Origin of the sequence: Mesorhizobium sp. L2C066B000, from assembly GCF_000502335.1 — a bacterium.
GTDB lineage: Bacteria > Pseudomonadota > Alphaproteobacteria > Rhizobiales > Rhizobiaceae > Mesorhizobium.
On sequence record NZ_AYWZ01000005.1, the window covers coordinates 83,525 to 102,214 of the forward strand.

The window sequence follows — 18,690 nt, forward strand, 5'->3', positions numbered from 1 at the left end:
GCACCGACTGTATTTCAGCAATGCCGTAACTTCTTAAGCTTGGTTAACACCTTGTTTACCACGATGGGTGAAATGTGCGGATGTCGGTCACCCGTGTTTATCCTGTAGCGAATTTTTCACGGTTTTTCGGAGAGCGGGCCTGGCCCGGGAAGCTCGTCTTCCGCCGCAGCAGTGCCGCGCGGCCGCCTTCGTTCCCGACAAGGACTTGGGAAACTGGCAGCAAGCCAGCCATTCTGAAAACGGACGCATCGATGAACAGCAAGCGGTCCTATCTCGATACACTCAACGCCGGCAGGCCGCGCAGGCCGAACACCACGCTTGATGAATTGAACCGCTCTCTGGAAACGCTGGAGCAGCGGCTGGAGCGCAAGCGCGAGGACGCCGCCGAGCGCTTCGATCCGCGCCGTCCGCCGGCAGAGCCGCGCTACGCAAGCGCCCAGCCCTACGCCCCGCCGCGCTGGTACGAGGACCCGCAGCCCACGCCGCGGCCGAAAGGCGCCGGGCCGGCCGGCTTCGACCAGAACTATCAGGCGATCGCGCGCGACATCGACCGCGTGCGCGGCCAGGAAGACAGCGTCGCCGTGGTCGGCAAGATCGCCGGCGAATTGCGCGGCCTGCGCGAGGAACTGCGCCATCAGATGACGGCCGGCCTGCAGCGCGAATTCGCCGCGTTGCGCAAGGACATCGAACGGGCCTTCCAGGCGAGCAACCAATCGGGTGGTCAGGCAGGCGGCTTGCCCGGCAAGGGCAGCGCCGAACTCGGCGTCGAATTCGAGCGGCTGTCCGGCGCCATCCAGACGCTGGCCGAGAAGAGCGACGACCGAAACGTCAACATGCTGCGGCTCGAGCTCGAGCAGGTAAAGACGGCGCTCGACACATTGGCGCGCGAGGAAAGCGTGCTGAAGGTCGACCGCCGCTGGGACGATTTCGACCGCCGCTGGAGCGCGTTCGAGGACCGTGTCGACGCCGACCAGCGCAACCGCGCCGACGGCCCCGGATTTTCGGCCCTGACCGACCGGCTCGAACAGATCAGCAATGCCGTCCACAATCTGCCGGAATCGCTGTCGCTGCGCTCGATGGAAGAAAAGGTCCGCACGCTTGCCGGCGCCGTCGATCATTTCGTCAGCCAGCAGAGCAACCGCGGCGGCGACACGCTTGGCCTGATCGACGAACGGCTCGACGAGATTTCGCGCGCCATCGTAGCCTCGACCGTCGCCGCACAGGCCAATTCCTTCGACCCCGAACCTTTTGAACGCATCGAGAAGCGGATCGCCTCGCTGGCGCAGCAGATCGAGGAAGTCGTGCAGGTTCGTCCGAGCGGCGAGGTTCTCGACCGTCTCAGCACGCTGTCGAACAGGGTCGACGAGCTTGCCGGCCGCGCCAATCTGCCGGAACAGGCGATGGAGCGCCTCGGCAAGCAGATCGCGATGATCGCCGACAAGATCGACCGCGCCCCGGCCATGCCCGACGCCGACTATATCTTCCAGGGTCTGGAACAGCGCTTCGACGTGCTGTCGGGCATGATGGAACGTCGGCAGGGCGATGCCATCGAACAGGGCAACATGCTGTTTCGCGATCTCGAGCGGCGGCTGGACGAGGTTGCCGACCGGCTGGACCAGCGCCAGCCGCAGGCTGACAGCGCCGGCATCATGGACGCCATCGACGCACGCTTCACCGCGCTCGCCCAACGCATGGAGACGCGCATTCCCGATCCTGCCAACGAGGCGGCGATCCGCGGCCTGGAAAGCCGGCTCGAAGACATTTCAAGCCGGCTGGAATCGTCGGCCGCGCAGGTCGCCGGCATCGATCCGGCACTGATCCGCAGCCTTGAGGCGCAGGTCTCCAGCCTATCGGCGCATCTGTCGAAGCCCGGCACGCCGCTGCCGGAATTCGAGGACATCAGCCCGCGCCTCAACGAAATCGAGAAGTCGCTGGCCGGAACCCGCGAATCCATCATGGGCGCGGCACGCGAAGCAGCCGAGAGCGCCGTGCGCTCGCTGGCAGATTCCAACGCCAACACCGCGGCCGTTACCGGCCTTGCTCAGGATCTGAAGACGCTGGAAGCGCTGACGCGCCGTTCGGACGAGCGCAATTCACGGACATTCGAGGCTATCCACGACACGTTGCTCAAGATCGTCGATCGTCTGGGCTCGCTGGAGACCAGCGAACCGGCCGAGGCGGTGAGCGAGCTTCTGGATGCCCAGGCCGAGCCGGCGCGGCGGGCCCGCGCTGCACGCGCCTCCAAGATTTCGGTGCAGGACGCGCCGTCGATGGATATCGACCAGCCGCTGCCGCTGACCGGAGACATGGCCGATCTCGACGGCCGCGCCGCCGCCATCATGCGCAGCGAGCCGGATATGCGCGCCGACCCGGGTACGCGTAGCGACCCGGTCATGGGCAGCGAACCCGTACGGCGCTCGCCAGCCGAGGCTGCCGCGGCCGCTGCCCAGGCAGCGCTCGGTTCCGACAGGATTGCCGAGAAAGGCGAAGCCACGGCCAAGAAGTCGCTGTTCGGTGGATTTGCGCGCGCCTTCAGGGGCAAGAAGCCGGCTGACATGCCGCCGCTTGCCGGCTCGGGGCCCAATGTCGACCTGCCGAGCGTCGATCTCGACGAGCCGCTCGATCCGAAGCTCGCCAACCGGCCGTTGGAGCCGGGCTCCGGCGCGCCCGACCTCAACGCCATCATGAAGCGCGTACGCGACGAACGTGGCCCACCGGTGCGCCAAAACTCCGGCGATGCGTCGAAATCCGACTTCATTGCCGCGGCCAGGCGCGCGGCGCAGGCCGCGGCCGCCGAGGCCGACGCGTTGAAACGCCAGTCTACCATGAAGGGCCCGGTCAAGGCGCTTCGTATCGGCGACCTGCTCAAGGCGCGGCGCAAGCCGATCCTGATGGGAGCGGTCGCGATCATGCTGGCGCTTGCCGGCCTCCAGTTGGGCAAGGCCTTCTTCGCCGACCCGGTCGAGGTCGCAAGCAACGATACAGCGCCGATCGTCGCCTCGCAGCCGGTCGAGACTGCCTCGGTCAACGCTGCCAGCCAACCCAAGGCAGAACAGCAGGTGGCCGTTCAGGACGTGCCGGCCCGGATCGTCAGGCAGGCGGAGCCCACGGAACCGCCAGCTGGCAACGATGCGCCAATGAATGCGGCCTCGGTCGCTGGGCCCGAAGTGCCGGCGGTGGAGCCCGCGCCAGCGCCGACGGCTTTGGCCGATCCGGCCCCCGCGCCAAATGCAATGCTGCCGACCACCGCCACTGCGGAACCGGCGGCTGCCGACGCGCAGCCTGCGGCCGCCGTCATGGCGCCCTCGGCCTCGGATACGACGGCCTCGGATACTACCGGCGCCGTTCCGCCGGCTGATGCCGCGGTAGCACCTGTCGTGGCCAAGATAGACGTTCCGGCCGATGCCGGCCCGCAAGCCTTGCGCGACGCGGCTGCCGGCGGTGACGCCAAGGCGCTGTTCGAGCTCGGTTCGCGCTATGCTGAATCGCGCGGCGTCAAGGAAGACATGGCGGCAGCGGCCAAATGGTACGAAAGGTCGGCCGAGCTCGGCTTCGCACCGGCGGAATACCGCATCGGCAATTTCTACGAGAAGGGCATCGGCGTCACGCGCGACGTCAAGAAGGCAAAGACCTTCTACCAGCTCGCCGCCGCGCAGGGTAATGCCAGCGCCATGCACAATCTGGCCGTTCTGTTTGCCATGGCCGCCGACGGCGTGACCGACAATGAATCGGCCGCGCACTGGTTTCAGGCGGCGGCCGATGTCGGCGTCAAGGACAGCCAGTTCAATCTCGGCATCCTGGCGGCAAAGGGCGTCGGCATGAAGCAGAGCCTGGAGGAATCCTACAAATGGTTCGCGCTCGTCGCCAAGACCGGCGACAAGGATGCGGCTGCAAAGCGCGACGAAGTCGCCACTGCGCTGCGCCCCGAACAGCTGGAGCGGGCGCGCGCCGCCACGGAACTGTGGAAGCCGAAGCCGCTCGACCCGGCGTCCAACTCGGCCGACATTCCTGAATCCTGGCAGGAAGGCACGCCGCAGACCACCGCCAGCGTCGACATGAAGAAGGCGGTCAAGAACATCCAGCTCATCCTCAACAAGAACGGCTACGATGCCGGCGGCGCCGATGGCGTGATGGGCGGCAAGACCAAGACCGCAATCATGGCTTTCCAGACCGACAACAAGATGCAGGCGACCGGCGAAATCGACGAAAAGCTGGTGAAGGCGCTGCTGGCGCACAAATAACGGCAGATGCGTCGCTAACGCGACGCCCTTGCCATACATTTGCCTGTTAACTGCTTGAGATGTTTTTTGTTTCGGTAGGGCGACGGGGTTTGATCCCACTGCCCCGGCGGTGCAAGAAAGAATTGGCTTTTCGGTGCGACAATGCCCTGGAATGGCTGCAATCGCCGACAGGCAAACTGATCGAGACTGACGGGTGGGCATCTATCTCCCGATCGCGGAAATTTCCGTCAACGTCTTCGTGCTGCTGGCAATGGGCGCGGCGGTGGGTTTCCTGTCGGGCATGTTCGGGGTCGGTGGCGGCTTTCTGATCACGCCGCTCTTGATCTTCTACAACATCCCGCCGGCAATCGCCGTTGCTACCGGTGCCAACCAGGTTATCGCCTCCTCCTTCTCCGGCGCGCTGTCGCACATGAAGCGCGGCACGCTCGACTTCAAGCTCGGCGGGGTGCTGCTGGCCGGCGGCATCGTAGGCTCGACCGGCGGTATCTTCGTCTTTGCCTTCCTGCGTCGGCTCGGCCAGCTCGATTTGTTTATCTCACTGCTTTACGTCGTGCTGCTTGGCACCGTCGGCGGGCTGATGCTGGTCGAGAGCGTCAATGCGCTGCGCGCGACGCGCAGCGGTGCGGCGCCGGTCTTGAAGAAATCCGGCCAGCACAACTGGATCCACCGGCTGCCGCTGAAGATGCGCTTCAGGGCCTCGAAGCTGTTCGTCAGCGTCATTCCGGTGCTGGGGCTCGGCGCCGGCATCGGCTTCCTGTCGTCGATCATGGGTGTCGGTGGTGGCTTCATCATGGTGCCGGCGTTGATCTACCTCCTGAAAGTGCCGACCAACGTCGTCATCGGCACCTCGCTGTTCCAGATCATTTTCACCTCGGCCTACACCACGCTGGTCCACGCCACCACCAACCAGACGGTCGACGTCATGCTTGCCTTCCTGCTGATGGCGGGCGGCGTTGCCGGCGCGCAATATGGCGCCAAGGCAGGACAGAAGCTGCGCGGCGAACAGCTCAGGGCACTGCTGGCGCTGCTGGTGCTGGCGGTTGCCATCCGGCTTGCCATCGATCTCTTCGTCACGCCGCCAAACCTCTATTCGCTGACCGCCGCGGGCCTGAACTGATGCCGCGGTGGGGGATTTTTTCGGCCGCCGTTTTGCTTTTCGCCCTCGCTCTGCCGGCGGCAGCGCAATCGCCGAACCCCTTGCCGGAAGGCATCCAGATCGGTCTCTCCACCGACGCGGTGTCGATCACCGCCGGCTTTTCCGGCGCCGACCTGACCATTTTCGGTTCGCTGGAAAATCCCGACCCGCTGGTCGCGCGACAGGGGCGCTACGACGTCATCGTCGTGCTCGAAGGCCCGCCGCGGCCGGTGGTGGTGCGCCGCAAGGACCGGGTGCTCGGCGTCTGGGTCAATCTGGAATCCGAGACCTTCGAGAACGTGCCGGTATCCTACTCCGTCGCCACGACGCGGCCGCTGCAGGACATCACCGAACCCAACAGCTACAAGCAGCTGTCGCTCGGCGCCTCCAACCTTTACATGCAGCCGGCCGAGGTAACCGACAGTCCGGCGACGATCGAGGAATTCACCGTGGCGCTGCGCGAGCGCAAGGCGGCGACCGGCCTCTATAGCGAGAATGTCGGCGGCGTGCAGTTCTTGTCGCAGAACCTGTTTCGCGCCACGGTGCGGCTGGCGCCCAACGTCCCGGTTGGAACCCATAAAGCCCGCGCGTTCCTGTTCAAGAGCGGTCTGTTCCTCAAGGAAAGCTCGGCCCAGCTCGAAATCCGCAAATCGGGCTTCGAACAGTCGATCTTCCGCGTCGCGCATGATTACTCGTTTCTCTACGGCGTCTTCTCCGTGTCGCTGGCCATGATCACCGGCTGGCTGGGCAGGCTGATTTTCCGCAGGGATTGACGCGCAGGACCCATTTCCGGGGAAAAGGGGTTCCCCTTTTCTCAGTCTTGCGATAGACCGCCGCCTCCCAACCCTCGGGTAACACGCACAATCATTCGGCAGAGCGGTCAGGCCTCTGGACGGCGCGCGTCTTGCGGACGCCTGCCACAGCGACGACCCAATGACAGGAGGCTGCAATGCACCAGGCATTTGGCGGCATCGATTTCGGCACGTCCAATTCTACGGTGGGCGTGATCCGCAACGGCCAGGCACGGCTGGTGGCGCTGGAAGGTGAACAGCCGACATTGCCAAGCGCGGTTTTCTTCAACTTCGAGGACGGTCACACCTATTTCGGCCGCCGCGCCATTGCCGACTACACCGATGCCATCGAAGGCCGGCTGATGCGGTCGCTGAAGAGCGTGCTCGGCAGTTCGCTGGCGCATGAGAAGACGCGGATCAAGGCCCGGCAGATCGGTTTCATCGACATTGTCGGCATGTTCGTCGGCCATTTGAAGAAGCGGCTTGAGGAAGATGCCGGCGCTCCGGTGGAGAACGTTGTGCTCGGCCGGCCGGTGCAATTTGTCGACGACGATGTGGAAGCCGATGCCAAGGCGCAAAGCGAGCTTGAAAAAGCGGCGCGCGCGCAAGGCTTCAAGCACATCGCCTTCCAGTTCGAACCGATTGCGGCAGCACTCGACTATGAGCAGGACGTGAAGCGCGAGGAACTGGCGTTGATCGTCGACATGGGCGGCGGCACGTCCGACTTCTCGATCGTGCGCGTTTCGCCGCAACGCGCCCGCTCACGCGACCGCAAGGACGACATCCTCGCCAACCGAGGCATTCATATTGGCGGCACCGATTTCGACCGGCTGCTCAGCATCGCCCATGTCATGCCCAAGCTCGGCTATCTCTCGCCCACAAAAGACGGCAAGCGCAACCTGCCGGCGAGCTATTTCATTGATCTCGCGACGTGGCAGCGCATCAACCTCGTCTATACTGCCAAGGCGATGACGCATCTGAGGCAAATCCGCTTCGAGGCCGTCCGCGCCGACCTTGTCGACCGCTTCATCCATATTGTCGAGCACCGTTACGGCCATGCGCTGGCCGGCCTCGTCGAACGAGCCAAGATCGCGCTGACGGATCAGGCTTCGGCCGATGTAACGGTGGCGCTGCCTGGCGCGCATTTCGCCGCCGAGATCTCGCGGACCGGCCTGGAAGAGACCATCGCCGCCGACATCGAGCGGGTGTCCGCTACGGTGCGGCAGACGATTGCCGATGCCGGCATAACGGCCTCTGCGATCACCGCCGTATTCCTCACCGGCGGTTCGACCGCGATCCCGCTGGCACGGCGTGAAATCCTGTCGCTGGTGCCGCAAGCCGCCGTTATCGAGGGCGACATGTTCGGCTCGGTCGGCCTTGGCCTGGCGCTGGATGCGCAGCGGAAGTTCGCCTGATCGCTTACGCCGGATTGCTGACGGCTTCAGCGCCGAGATGCGCCTTGAGCGCCATCTGGGCCAGGCTTGCCTGGCGGTCACGATGGGTGATCATGGCGAAGTCACGCTTCGGCAGTTCGAGCGGCACCGACCGGAGACTGCCCTCGGCGACGGCGCGTCCGACGACGAGGTCCGAGATGATGGTGGCACCGGCGCCGGCCTCGACCACCTGGCGAACCGCCTCGTTGCTCGGCAGCACCAGAAATATCTGCAGGTCGCCAAGCGATATCCCCTCGCGGCGGGCCAGGTCCTCCAGCACCTCGCGCGTGCCCGAACCACCCTCACGGATGATCCAGCGCAGCCCTCTGATATCCGGGCGGCCCGGCGCGATCTCGGCGATTTCGGGATGCGAGGCGGCGACGACCAGCATCAACCTGTCGACGTCGACCTTGGTGCGGCGGAGGATGTCTGACTCGGTGCGCCCCTCGACCAGACCGAGATCGGCGGTGCCGTCGAGCACATTGGCCTCGACCTGCCTGGTGTTGCCGATGCTGACGCTTAAGCGCACCGCCGGGTAGGCTTCATGGAAAGAGGCCAGCCTGCGCGGCAGCCAGTAGCTGGCGATGGTCAGGCTGGCGGCGATCGACAGGCTGCCGGCGACCGTCTGCGAGACATGCTCCAGCACATTTCGGGCGGCGGCGGCGCGTTCCAGCACCGCCTTGGCCTCGGGCAGGAAACGGTGGCCGGTCTGAGCCAGCTCGATGTTGCGGCCGACACGGTTGAACAGATGAACGCCATGCTGCTCTTCCAAAGCGCGGATGGCCGCCGACGCCGCCGACTGGGAGATGCCCAAAAGCTCCGCCGCCTTGGTCATATGGCCGCGTTCGGCAACGGCAACGAAAATGCGCAACTGGTCCAGCGTCATGTGTGCATTAAGAACCAATTCCGATCGAATTTACAAGAACAACTGATTAGACGGATCGATAGCTTTATTCTACTTTTTCAGTCGAAGTTAGAAAAAATTCGCCAACAAATCGCGGCCAACAAAATGATCGGGCGGTTCAGATCCCTTTTTGCGCATTGGACCCGTGGCCTCAGGCGGCGGCTGGCCGGCGATCGATATCATCCTGAAGAACACTATATGCGTGGCCCCGGACCGAAGACGCGGGCCAAATTCGCAGGTAGCAAAAGCACGCCGGCATCATGAATCCAGCTGCGCCGCGCGGGGCCAATTCCGCACCGTCGCAACGGCCGCTTCCCAATACACGCGCGCCTGATGAAGGCGACGGTGTCGACACCTCGCCAACCGTTTCCGACAGCATCGCCAAGACCACCTGCTATATGTGCGCCTGCCGCTGCGGCATCGACGTCCACATCAAGGACGGCAAGGTGCGCTACATCAACGGCAACAAGGACCATCCGGTCAACCGCGGCGTAATCTGCGGCAAGGGCAGCTCCGGCATCATGCAGCATTACAGCCCGGCGCGGCTGAAGAAGCCGCTGTTGCGCAGCGGCCTGCGGGGCTCGGGTGAATTCCGCGAGATCGAGTGGGAGGAAGCGTTTTCGATTGCGACCGAGCGGCTATCGAATATCCGCCGAACCGATCCGAAAAAGCTCGCCTTCTTCACCGGGCGCGACCAGTCGCAGTCGCTGACCGGCTGGTGGGCGAGCCAGTTCGGCACGCCGAACTTCGCCGCCCATGGCGGCTTCTGCTCGGTCAACATGGCGGCCGGCGGGCTCTACACGATCGGCGGCTCGTTCTGGGAGTTCGGCGAGCCGGACTGGGACAATACGAAATACTTCATGCTGTTCGGCGTCGCCGAGGACCATGATTCCAACCCGATCAAGATCGGCTTGGGTAAACTCAAGGCGCGCGGCGCCAAGGTGGTGTCGATCAACCCGTGCCGCACGGGCTACAACGCGATTGCCGACGACTGGATCGGGATCCGGCCCGGCACCGACGGCCTCTTCGTCTTCGCCCTCATCCACGAACTGCTCAAGGCGGGCCGCGTCGATCTCGATTATCTGCTCCGCTACACCAACGCCCATGTGCTGGTCATCCAGGAGCCGGGTGCGGCGGACGACGGGCTGTTCCTGCGCGACAGCGACAACAATCTTCTCGCGTGGGACAGAGTGGCGAAGACAACCGTCAACGCAGCCGATGCGGATGCGAAGCCGGCGTTGACCGGCAGCTTCACGTTCGCCGGCCGCCGCTGCGTGCCGGTGTTTCGGCTTATCGCCGACCGCTACATGGACGACAGCTACGCACCCGATGCGGTCGCGGCACGATGCGGCATTCCGGCCGACACCATCCGCCGGATCGCTGCCGAACTCGCCCACGTCGCCTTCGAACAGACGATCGAACTGCCGGTTGCGTGGACCGACTGGGCCGGACGGCGGCACGAGACGATCAAGGGACGGCCGGTGTCGATGCATGCCATGCGCGGCATCTCGGCCCACTCCAACGGCTTTCACTCCTGCCGCGCCATCCACCTGCTGCAGGTGCTGCTCGGCACGGTGGACGTGCCCGGCGGCTTCCGTTTCAAGCCGCCCTACCCGCGCTCGGCGCCGCCGGGACCGAAGCCGGCCGGCAAGGTGGTCAAGCCGATGACGCCGCTCGACGGCATGCCGCTCGGCTTCGTCTGCGGGCCGGACGATCTCCTGGTCGACGAGGCCGGCACGCCTTTGCGCATCGACAAGGCTTATTCCTGGGATGCGCCGCTCGCCGCGCATGGGCTGATGCATACGGTCATCCGCAATGCGTGGGCCGGTGATCCGTACCCGATCGACACGCTGATGATGTACATGTCGAACATGGCTTGGAATTCCTCGATGAACACCGTCGAGACCATTGCCATGCTCACCGACCATGACGAAGCGGGTAACTACAAGATCCCCTTCATCATCTATTCCGACGCCTATTATTCCGAGACGGTGCCGTTCGCCGATCTGGTGCTGCCCGACACCACCTATCTCGAACGTCACGACTGCATCAGCCTGCTCGACCGGCCGATCAGCCATGCCGACGGGCCGGGCGACGCGATCCGCCATCCGGTGGTCGAACCGGACCGAGATGTCAGGCCGTTCCAATCGGTGCTGATCGAACTTGGCGCTCGGCTTGGCCTGCCCGGCTTCGTCGAGGACGATGGCTCGGCCAGATATGCCGACTATGCCGACTACATCGTCAATCACGAACGCACGCCCGGCATTGGCCCGCTCGCCGGCTGGCGCGGCAAGGACGGCACGTCTGTCGGCAAGGGCGAAGTCAATCCCGACCAGCTGCAGCGCTACATCGACAATGGCGGCTTCTGGCACCAGGATTTTGCTGAGGACCAGCGCTATTACAAGATGGCCAACCGCTCCTATCTCGACTTCGCAGAGCAGATGGGGTTCATCCCCAAGGCCGAGCCGATCGTGTTCCAGCTCTATTGCGAACCGATGCAGCGCTTTCGCCTCGCCGCGCGCGGTCATGGTCGCGTCCAGCCGCCCGAGAGCGAACGCCAGCGCATCGAGACCTATATGGATCCGCTGCCGTTCTGGTTTACCCCGTTCGAAGAGGCCGCGGTCGATCCGCAGAAATACCCGCTGCATGCGCTGACGCAGCGGCCTATGCACATGTATCATTCCTGGGGCTCGCAGAATGCGTGGCTGCGGCAAATCACCAGCCAGAACCGCCTGTTCGTGCACCACCAGACCGCGGCAGTTCTCGACCTGGCCGACGACGACTGGGTGTGGATCGAAAGCATCAACGGCCGGGTGAAAGGACAGATCAAGCTGGTCGACGGGGTCAATGCGGATACGGTCTGGACCTGGAACGCCATCGGCAAAAGGGGCGGCGCCTGGGGTCTGAAGGACAACGCTGCCGAGAGCAATCGCGCTTTCCTGCTCAACCACATTATCGGCGACCAGACATCGGCTGACGCGAAAGGCAAACGCTATTCGAATTCCGATCCGGTGACCGGCCAGGCGGCGTGGTTCGACCTCAGGGTACGCATTGTCAAATGCTCTGATGAGGAAGCCGGCTTCACCGAACCGCAATTCGAGCGTTTCAGCCAGCCGCCAAATGTCGAGCCTTCGCCCGACATCCTTCGCTTCGGCGCCGAGTTCCGCGTCCATAGGGAAGCCGTGGAATGACCTGCCTTCCCGCCCATACAGACAAGAAGCTTGGCCTGGTCATCGACCTCGACACCTGCGTCGGCTGCCAGGCCTGCGTCACCGCCTGCAAGGAGTGGAACACCGGCGGCCACATGGCGCCACTGACCGACATCGACCCCTATGGCGGCCATGTCGACGGCGTCTGGTTCAACCGCGTACACAGCTATGAGCACATCACCGAAGCGGGCGGGCGCACCGTCAACTTCCCGCGCTCCTGCCTGCATTGCGAGACGCCGGCCTGCGTCACCGTCTGCCCGACCGGCGCCTCCTACAAGCGGGCATCGGACGGCATCGTGCTGATCGACGAAAGCAAATGCATCGGCTGCAAACTGTGCAGCTGGGCCTGTCCCTATGGCGCGCGCGAATTCGATACCGACGTCGGCGTGATGAAGAAATGCACGCTGTGCGTCGACCGCATCTACAATGACAATCTGGCCGAGGAAGACCGCGTGCCGGCCTGCGTAGCCGCCTGCCCGACCAGCGCCCGGCATTTCGGCGATCTCGGCGATCCTTCGTCGGCTGTCTCGCAATTGGTGGCGGAGCGTGGCGGCGTCGACCTGATGCCGGAGATGGGCTACAAGCCGACCAACAAGTACCTGCCGCCGCGCGCCCGGCGTGCCGCATCGGTGCCGGCGGCAAGGCTCGACCCGGTCAGGGCCGAAGGCGGTTTCCTCGGCTGGGTCGACCGCATGCTTTCGAACTGATATCCATGCATCCTGCCGCCTCGGTCGTTTTCTTCACTACTGCTACAGGAGCGGGCTACGGACTGCTGGCGCTGCTTGGCGTGCTGGGCGGGCTGGGCTTCATCCCGGCCGATTTCTGGCTTGGCCTTATCGGCATGGGGCTGGCGCTTGGGCTGATTGCTGCCGGCCTTTTGTCTTCGACCGTCCATCTCGGCCGCCCCGAACGCGCATGGCGCGCCTTGTCGCAATGGCGCAGTTCGTGGCTGTCGCGCGAAGGCGTGGCTTCGGTGGCAACCTTCATTCCGGCCGGGTTGTTCGGCATCGGCTGGGTGTTCTTCGGCCACACCGGCGGCTGGGTAGCTATTGCCGGGCTGCTGGCAGCCATCGGCGCGGTCGTCACCGTCTGCACCACCGGCATGATCTATGCCTCGCTGAAGCCGATCGCGCAGTGGCATAGCCCGTATACGCTGCCGGGCTATCTCATCTTTTCGGCGATGACCGGCAGCGTGCTGCTCAACGCGCTGCTGCAGGCTTTCGCCATCAGCCCGACCGCCACTGCCGCCGCCGCCCTGCCGCTTACCTTGCTCGGCTGGGGCTGGAAGCTGGCGACGTGGCGATACAATGACGCGCTGGAGATCGCGACCACCGCCAACACGGCGACGGGGCTCACTGGCGGCACAGTGCGCTCGCTGGAATGGCCGCACACCGAGGAAAACTATCTGCTCAAGGAAATGGGCTTTCGCATCGCCCGCAAGCACGGCGCAAAGCTGCGGCTGATCACGCAGTTGCTGGCTTTCGCCTTGCCTGCCCTGCTGCTGCTTTCTGTCTTATTCGCTTTGCCCTGGCCATTCGCAGCGGTGCTGTCGGTGCTTGCGGCAATCGTCCAGTTCGCCGGCATGCTGGTCGAGCGCTGGCTGTTCTTCGCCGAGGCCAAGCACACCGTCACCCTCTATTACGGCCGGTAGAGCGTCCCGCCGTCAGGCGGCCCGTGCTCGTGGCGCCGCGGGCAAATCCTTAAGCAGGATTTCGATCGCGGCATCGATTACAGCTGTCCTGCGGTCGTGCGCGTAAAGGCCGTATTGGACCGTGAGCGGCTCGGGCAGGCCGGCTGACGTCTTCAGCACCCGCATCGAAGCGGTACGCACGGATTCGGGCGGAAGCAGTCCAACGCCCAGTCCGTTCTCGATCGCGGCCTGAAGGCCGGTGACGCTTTGGCACGACAGGACGATCCGGTGCTCCCGACCGGCGGCAATCAGCGCCTCGATCATCCGCCTGCGCCAAGGGCAGGTTGCGCCGAAGGCGGCGAGATCGAGCGGCCGGTCATGGTCCAGCACATAGTCCTGGGCGCAGACCCACTGCAGTTCGACGTTCCATGTCGTCACGGCATCGGCCGCGACGACGGATGTCGGGGCAATCATGACATCCAGCGCATCCTCGCTCCACAGCCGTCCCAGCGCGACGCTGTGCTCGACCATCGCGTCGAGGCTGATGTCGGGATATGTGCGATGCAGCCGCCCAAGCGCGGCCGAAAGCGCCGCCGTGGTGACCTCTTCGGCAAGACCAATACGCACGCCGCCGCCAATGCTAGCCTGCTGCAGACGCGCCACCGCTTCGTCGCCGAGAGCGAGGATGCGGGTCGCGTATCCCAGAAAGAGCTCTCCCGCCGCAGTCGGTACGACACCGCGGCCGGTGCGCTGGAACAAGTGCCGTTGGAGCAGGCCCTCCAGCCGGCGCATCTGCATGCTCATCGCCGATTGGGTCTTGCCGGTCTGCGCGGCGACCCTGCTCAGGCTACCTTGCCGGCAGACCGCGACATAGGTGCGGAGAAGGTCGAGGCCGATCTGCTCAGATATCATTTTGTTTGAACTCTGATGTCATAGGTATCAGCCTACAATGATATCTCGCCACGCGCTATCTCACACTCAAGAGAACAGCGCAGGGGAGAAAACCATGAAAGCGATCCGTGTTCACCGCCATGGCGGGCCAGATGTGCTTGCCTACGAAGATGTCGACATCGGCCAGCCCGGACCGGGCGAGGTGCGCGTGCGCAACCGGGCGGTCGGTCTCAACTTCGTCGACATCTATTTTCGCACCGGCGAATACGCGCCGCCCGCTCTGCCATTCATTCCCGGCAATGAAGGCGCCGGCGAAATCGTCGCCGGCGGTGAAGGCGTCAGCGGGTTCGCGCCTGGCGACCGAGTCGCCTATGTCGAGACGCTCGGCGCCTATGCCGAAGAACGCATCGTGCCGGCGCATTTCGTCGTGCATCTGCCCGACGCCATCGATTTCGAGACGGGCGCGGCCATGATGCTGAAGGGGCTGACGGCGCAATATCTGCTGCGTCGCACGTTTCGCGTGGAGGCGGGCCATACAATCCTGGTGCATGCCGCGGCGGGCGGCGTCGGCCTCATCCTGACGCAATGGGCAAAGCATCTCGGCGCCATCGTCATCGGCACGGTCGGTTCACCCGAAAAGGCCGAACTTGCGCGCGCCAATGGCTGCGACCATGTCATCGACTACAGCAAAGAGAATTTCGCCGCACGGGTGAAAGAGGTCACCAACGGCGAAGGCTGCCACGTCGTCTATGACGGCGTCGGCAACGCGACCTTCCCCGCCTCGCTCGACTGCCTGCGGCCGTTCGGCACCTTCGTCAGCTACGGCACAGCGTCGGGGTCGATCCCGCCATTCGACATCATGCTTTTGATGCAAAAGGGTTCGCTGTTCGCCACCAGGCAGTTGCTGTTCCATCATCTCGCCAGGCGTGAGGACGTTGTCGCCATGAGCGAGGATCTGTTCAGCGTCGTCCTCAGCGGCGCAGTGAAAATCCCGGTGCACACAAGCATGCCGCTTGCCGAAGTGGCGGAGGCGCATCGCCGGCTCGAAGCACGGCAGACGACAGGCGCAACCGTGCTTATACCGTAGAAACTCAGCCCGGCCGCAGCATCGAACCGGAAATGGCGAAGATGCGCGCGGCGCCCATCATATAGGCTATCAACGTCTCGCGGCGGAACAGGCCGGCATAGGCGCGGTCGAGCACGTTGAGCGAGCCGGTATAAGCGCCGAAGGCCGGCATGATCATGCGGCCGCCATCGCCGGCAAAGCAGCGCCGCCGCACCGAGCGGCCCTGCTGGACGATGCGGGCGCAAGGGTGAAGATGGCCGGCAACTTCGCCCTCGGTTCTTATCTTCGACGGCTCGTGGCGGAACAGCAGCGAGCCGATGGCGAGTTCGCGCACCGTCTCGCCGGGCAAATCCGCCGGCGCTTCCGGGTCATGGTTGCCGGCGACCCAGAACCAGTCGCGGCCGGCCATCAATGCTTCCAGCCGATCGCGGAAGGTTTGATGCATGCGCTCGGCGCCGCCGCCGTCGTGGAAGGAGTCGCCCAGGCTGATGACGATGGCCGGCTGGTAGTCCGCGATTACCGCCTGCAGCCGGAGCAGAGTGGCGCCGGTATCGTAGGGCGGGATCAGTGCGCCGCGCCTGGCAAAGGACGAGCCCTTTTCCAGATGCAGGTCGGAGACCGCGAGCAGCCTCAGATCGGGGAAATAAAGCACGCCGCGCGAATCACAGACCGCGCGCTCGCCCGCGATGCCGACAAAATCGGCCTCGGCGATCAGCGATGCCCGCGCCAGCGAAAAATTCATTCCTCAACCATCCCAGGACCCATGGCTTCCTCGACCAAAGTCGCGGCATCCATCAGCAGCGTTTCGTCGGCCTCGCCATTCACCGGCATCTTGCCGATTTCGAGCATGATCGGCACGGCCAGCGGCGATATCTGTTCGAGTGCCTTATGCACGATTCGACCCTGGATACGCGAGAGCATGTCGGCAAGTCTGCTGACATCGAGCAGACCGGTCGCCGCGTCGGCGCGCGTCGCCTGCAGCAGGATGTGGTCGGGCTCATGGCTGCGCAGCACGTCATAGATCAGATCGGTCGAGACGGTGACCTGACGGCCGCTTTTCTCCTGTCCCGGGTGGCGCTTCTCGATCAGGCCTGAAATCAGCGCGCAGTTGCGGAAGGTGCGCTTGAGCAGCCAGCTGTCGGCCAGCCAAGCCTCGAGGTCGTCGCCCAGCATGTCCTGGTCGAACAGAGCGCCAAGCGAAGGTTTCCGCGATTTGAACATCGCGCCCATATCGCCCAGCGACCAGATGGCCAATGCGTAGTCGGTGGCGACGAAGCCAAGCGGCCTGGCGCCGGCCCTGTCCAGCCGGCGGGTGAGCAGCATGCCGAGCGTCTGGTGGGCCAGTCTGCCCTCGAATGGATAGGCCACGAGATAGTGACGGTTGCCGCGCGGAAAGGTTTCGATCAGCAGGTCGTCGCGTTTGGGCAATACCGATTTGTCGGCCTGGAACCGCAGCCAGTCCGATACCTGCTCCGGCAGCTTCTTCCAGCGCTGCGGGTCGTCCAGCATGGCGCGCACCTGCTCGGCGAGGTAAGTCGAAAGCGGAAATTTGCCGCCGCCATAATAAGGCACCTTGGCGTCGCTTCCCGGCGCATTCGAGACGAAGCATTCGTTCTCGCGGATACCTTCGAAGCGCAGCACTTTGCCGGCAAACATGAAGGTGTCGCCATGCGTCAGCGTTTCGAGGAAGGCCTCCTCGATCTTGCCCAGAGCCCGGCCGCCGTGCGAAGCCGAGCCTTTGCTGCCGGCCTTGACGTAACGCACATTGAGCGCCGGCACCTCGATGATGGTGCCGACGTTCAGCCGATATTGCTGCGCGACGCGAGGATTGGAGACCCGCCACATGCCGTCCTTGTTGAGGCGGATGCGGGCGTAGCGCTCGTAGTTCTTCAGTGCGTAGCCGCCGGTGGCGACGAAATCAATGACGCGGTCGAATGTCGGCCGGTCGAGGCTGGCATAGGGCGCTGCTGTCAGCACTTCCTCGTAGAGATCGTCGGCGCGAAACGGCGCCCCGCAGGCGCAGCCCAGCACATGCTGCGCCAGCACGTCGAGCCCGCCATCGACCAGCGGCGGCGTATCCTGGGCGCCGAGGTAGTTGGCGTCCAGCGCTGCCCGGCACTCCAGCACCTCGAAACGATTGGCCGGGATCAGGATCGCCTTCGACGGCTCGTCCATGCGGTGATTGGCGCGGCCGATGCGCTGCGCCAGCCGGCTGGCGCCCTTGGGCGCGCCGACATGGACGACCAGATCGACATCGCCCCAATCGATGCCAAGGTCGAGCGTCGAGGTGGCGACGATGGCACGGAGCGCGTTTTCCCCCATCGCCTTCTCGACGCGTCGGCGCTGGGCGACATCGAGCGAGCCGTGATGCAGCGCGATCGGCAAGGTATCCTCGTTGACCCGCCACAATTCCTGAAACAGCAGCTCGGCCTGGCTGCGGGTGTTGACGAACAGCAGGGTGGTCCTATGGCGCTTGATCTCGCGGTAGATTTCCGGCGTCGCATACCGCGCCGAATGGCCGGCCCATGGCACGCGCTCTTCCGAATCGAGGATCGAGATTTCGGGCTTCGCGCCGCCGGTTACGACGATGAGCTCAGACATATCGGGACTTGCCAGGCCTTTGGGCGGATTCTGGCTCACCAGCCAGCGCCGCAACTCGTCGGGCTCGGCCACCGTTGCCGACAGACCGATCGTCTGCAGGCCGGGCACGATGCTGCGCAGCCGCGCCAGCCCGAGCGCCAGCAGATGGCCGCGTTTCGATGTCACCAGCGAATGCAACTCGTCGAGCACGACATAGCGCAGATCCTCGAAGAATCGCCCGGCATCGCCGGCCGCAATCAGCAGCGCCAATTGCTCGGGCGTGGTGAGCAGGATATCGGGCGGCGCCAGCTTCTGGCGCTGTCGCTTGTGGGAAGGCGTGTCGCCGGTGCGCGTCTCGATGGTGACGGGCAGGCCGATCTCCTCCACCGGCTTGCCGAGGTTGCGCTCGATGTCGACGGCCAGCGCCTTCAGCGGCGAGATGTAGAGCGTATGGATGCCGCGCCGTGCCATACCGGCTTTGCGTCTGGGGCGGTTGGCCAGTTCGGTCAACGATGGCAAGAAGCCGGCCAGCGTCTTGCCGGCGCCGGTCGGTGCGATCAAGAGCACCGATTGCCCGGCTTGAGCCTTCGCCAGCAGCTCGATCTGGTGAGCGCGCGGCGACCAGCCTTTTTCGCCAAACCATCTGATGAATGGCTCGGGCAGAAGGACGGCGGCATTCTGTTTGGCAAGGCGCGGCTGCTCGGTCACGCGAAAGAGGTAGCGCGACGGCGCGCGATCGCCAAGGAAAATCGGAACAAAAGGTGATCGGCCGAGCTATCCCTCGCCGCGTTTACGGGGAGAAGGGATGCC

The 18,690-nt window shown here is 64.5% G+C and carries 13 protein-coding genes; 9 read left to right on the forward strand and 4 right to left on the reverse strand.

The genetic code is table 11. The features are described from left to right. Nucleotides 1–251 precede the first annotated feature (251 nt). The 4 genes from X733_RS151275 to X733_RS151260 all read left to right on the forward strand — a co-directional run bounded on the left by X733_RS151275 (nucleotide 252) and on the right by X733_RS151260 (nucleotide 7,582). Complete coding sequence (locus tag X733_RS151275) at nucleotides 252–4,241, forward strand: SEL1-like repeat protein (RefSeq protein ID WP_023818796.1); 3,990 nt, start codon at nucleotides 252–254, stop codon at nucleotides 4,239–4,241. 193 nt (nucleotides 4,242–4,434) lie between these two features. Beyond that, complete coding sequence (locus tag X733_RS151270) at nucleotides 4,435–5,358, forward strand: sulfite exporter TauE/SafE family protein (RefSeq protein WP_023669608.1); 924 nt, start codon at nucleotides 4,435–4,437, stop codon at nucleotides 5,356–5,358. Next, entirely contained in the window at nucleotides 5,358–6,149 is a 792-nt protein-coding gene (locus X733_RS151265; RefSeq protein WP_023669607.1) for a TIGR02186 family protein, read from the forward strand. Before X733_RS151270 ends, X733_RS151265 begins: the two co-directional genes overlap by 1 nt. A 176-nt stretch (nucleotides 6,150–6,325) precedes the next feature. Next, the gene (locus X733_RS151260; RefSeq protein ID WP_023669606.1) at nucleotides 6,326–7,582 is read left to right on the forward strand and encodes an Hsp70 family protein; all 1,257 of its coding nucleotides are present in this window, start codon (nucleotides 6,326–6,328) and stop codon (nucleotides 7,580–7,582) included. Between the two features lie 4 nt (nucleotides 7,583–7,586). Here the strand turns inward: X733_RS151260 and X733_RS151255 are convergent, their stop codons facing one another. Then, complete coding sequence (locus tag X733_RS151255) at nucleotides 7,587–8,486, reverse strand: LysR substrate-binding domain-containing protein (RefSeq protein WP_023818797.1); 900 nt, start codon at nucleotides 8,484–8,486, stop codon at nucleotides 7,587–7,589. A 278-nt stretch (nucleotides 8,487–8,764) separates the two neighbouring features. Between X733_RS151255 and X733_RS151250 the strand changes: the two genes are divergently transcribed. Genes X733_RS151250 through X733_RS151240 form a run of 3 tightly spaced genes read left to right on the forward strand, consistent with a single transcriptional unit; the run spans nucleotide 8,765 to nucleotide 13,364 of the window. Then, nucleotides 8,765–11,695 (forward strand): molybdopterin oxidoreductase family protein, encoded by a 2,931-nt coding sequence (locus tag X733_RS151250; RefSeq protein ID WP_023818798.1) that lies wholly within the window; start codon nucleotides 8,765–8,767, stop codon nucleotides 11,693–11,695. Then, the gene (locus tag X733_RS151245) at nucleotides 11,692–12,420 is read left to right on the forward strand and encodes a 4Fe-4S dicluster domain-containing protein (protein ID WP_023818799.1); all 729 of its coding nucleotides are present in this window, start codon (nucleotides 11,692–11,694) and stop codon (nucleotides 12,418–12,420) included. Before X733_RS151250 ends, X733_RS151245 begins: the two co-directional genes overlap by 4 nt. A gap of 5 nt (nucleotides 12,421–12,425) precedes the next feature. Continuing rightward, on the forward strand, nucleotides 12,426–13,364 hold the full coding sequence (locus X733_RS151240; protein WP_023818800.1) for a DmsC/YnfH family molybdoenzyme membrane anchor subunit: 939 nt from the start codon (nucleotides 12,426–12,428) through the stop codon (nucleotides 13,362–13,364). 12 nt (nucleotides 13,365–13,376) lie between these two features. Here the strand turns inward: X733_RS151240 and X733_RS151235 are convergent, their stop codons facing one another. Then, nucleotides 13,377–14,255 (reverse strand): LysR substrate-binding domain-containing protein, encoded by an 879-nt coding sequence (locus tag X733_RS151235; RefSeq protein ID WP_023818801.1) that lies wholly within the window; start codon nucleotides 14,253–14,255, stop codon nucleotides 13,377–13,379. 94 nt (nucleotides 14,256–14,349) lie between these two features. On the opposite strand from X733_RS151235, the gene X733_RS151230 reads away from it, so the two are divergent. After that, complete coding sequence (locus tag X733_RS151230) at nucleotides 14,350–15,321, forward strand: quinone oxidoreductase (protein WP_023818802.1); 972 nt, start codon at nucleotides 14,350–14,352, stop codon at nucleotides 15,319–15,321. A 4-nt stretch (nucleotides 15,322–15,325) separates the two neighbouring features. On the opposite strand, the gene pdeM is transcribed toward X733_RS151230, so the two are convergent. Beyond that, nucleotides 15,326–16,042 carry a ligase-associated DNA damage response endonuclease PdeM gene (pdeM, locus tag X733_RS151225; protein WP_023669598.1) on the reverse strand — a complete coding sequence of 239 codons (717 nt, stop codon included), beginning with the start codon at nucleotides 16,040–16,042 and terminating at the stop codon, nucleotides 15,326–15,328. Further along, a complete protein-coding gene (locus X733_RS151220) occupies nucleotides 16,039–18,543 on the reverse strand; it encodes a ligase-associated DNA damage response DEXH box helicase (protein ID WP_245274431.1) in 2,505 nt (834 codons plus the stop codon). The genes pdeM and X733_RS151220 overlap by 4 nt, the downstream gene beginning before the upstream one ends. Between X733_RS151220 and X733_RS1000000170810 the strand changes: the two genes are divergently transcribed. Continuing rightward, a complete protein-coding gene (locus X733_RS1000000170810) occupies nucleotides 18,451–18,645 on the forward strand; it encodes a hypothetical protein (protein ID WP_245260071.1) in 195 nt (64 codons plus the stop codon). The genes X733_RS151220 and X733_RS1000000170810 overlap by 93 nt on opposite strands. Nucleotides 18,646–18,690: the final 45 nt, after the last annotated feature.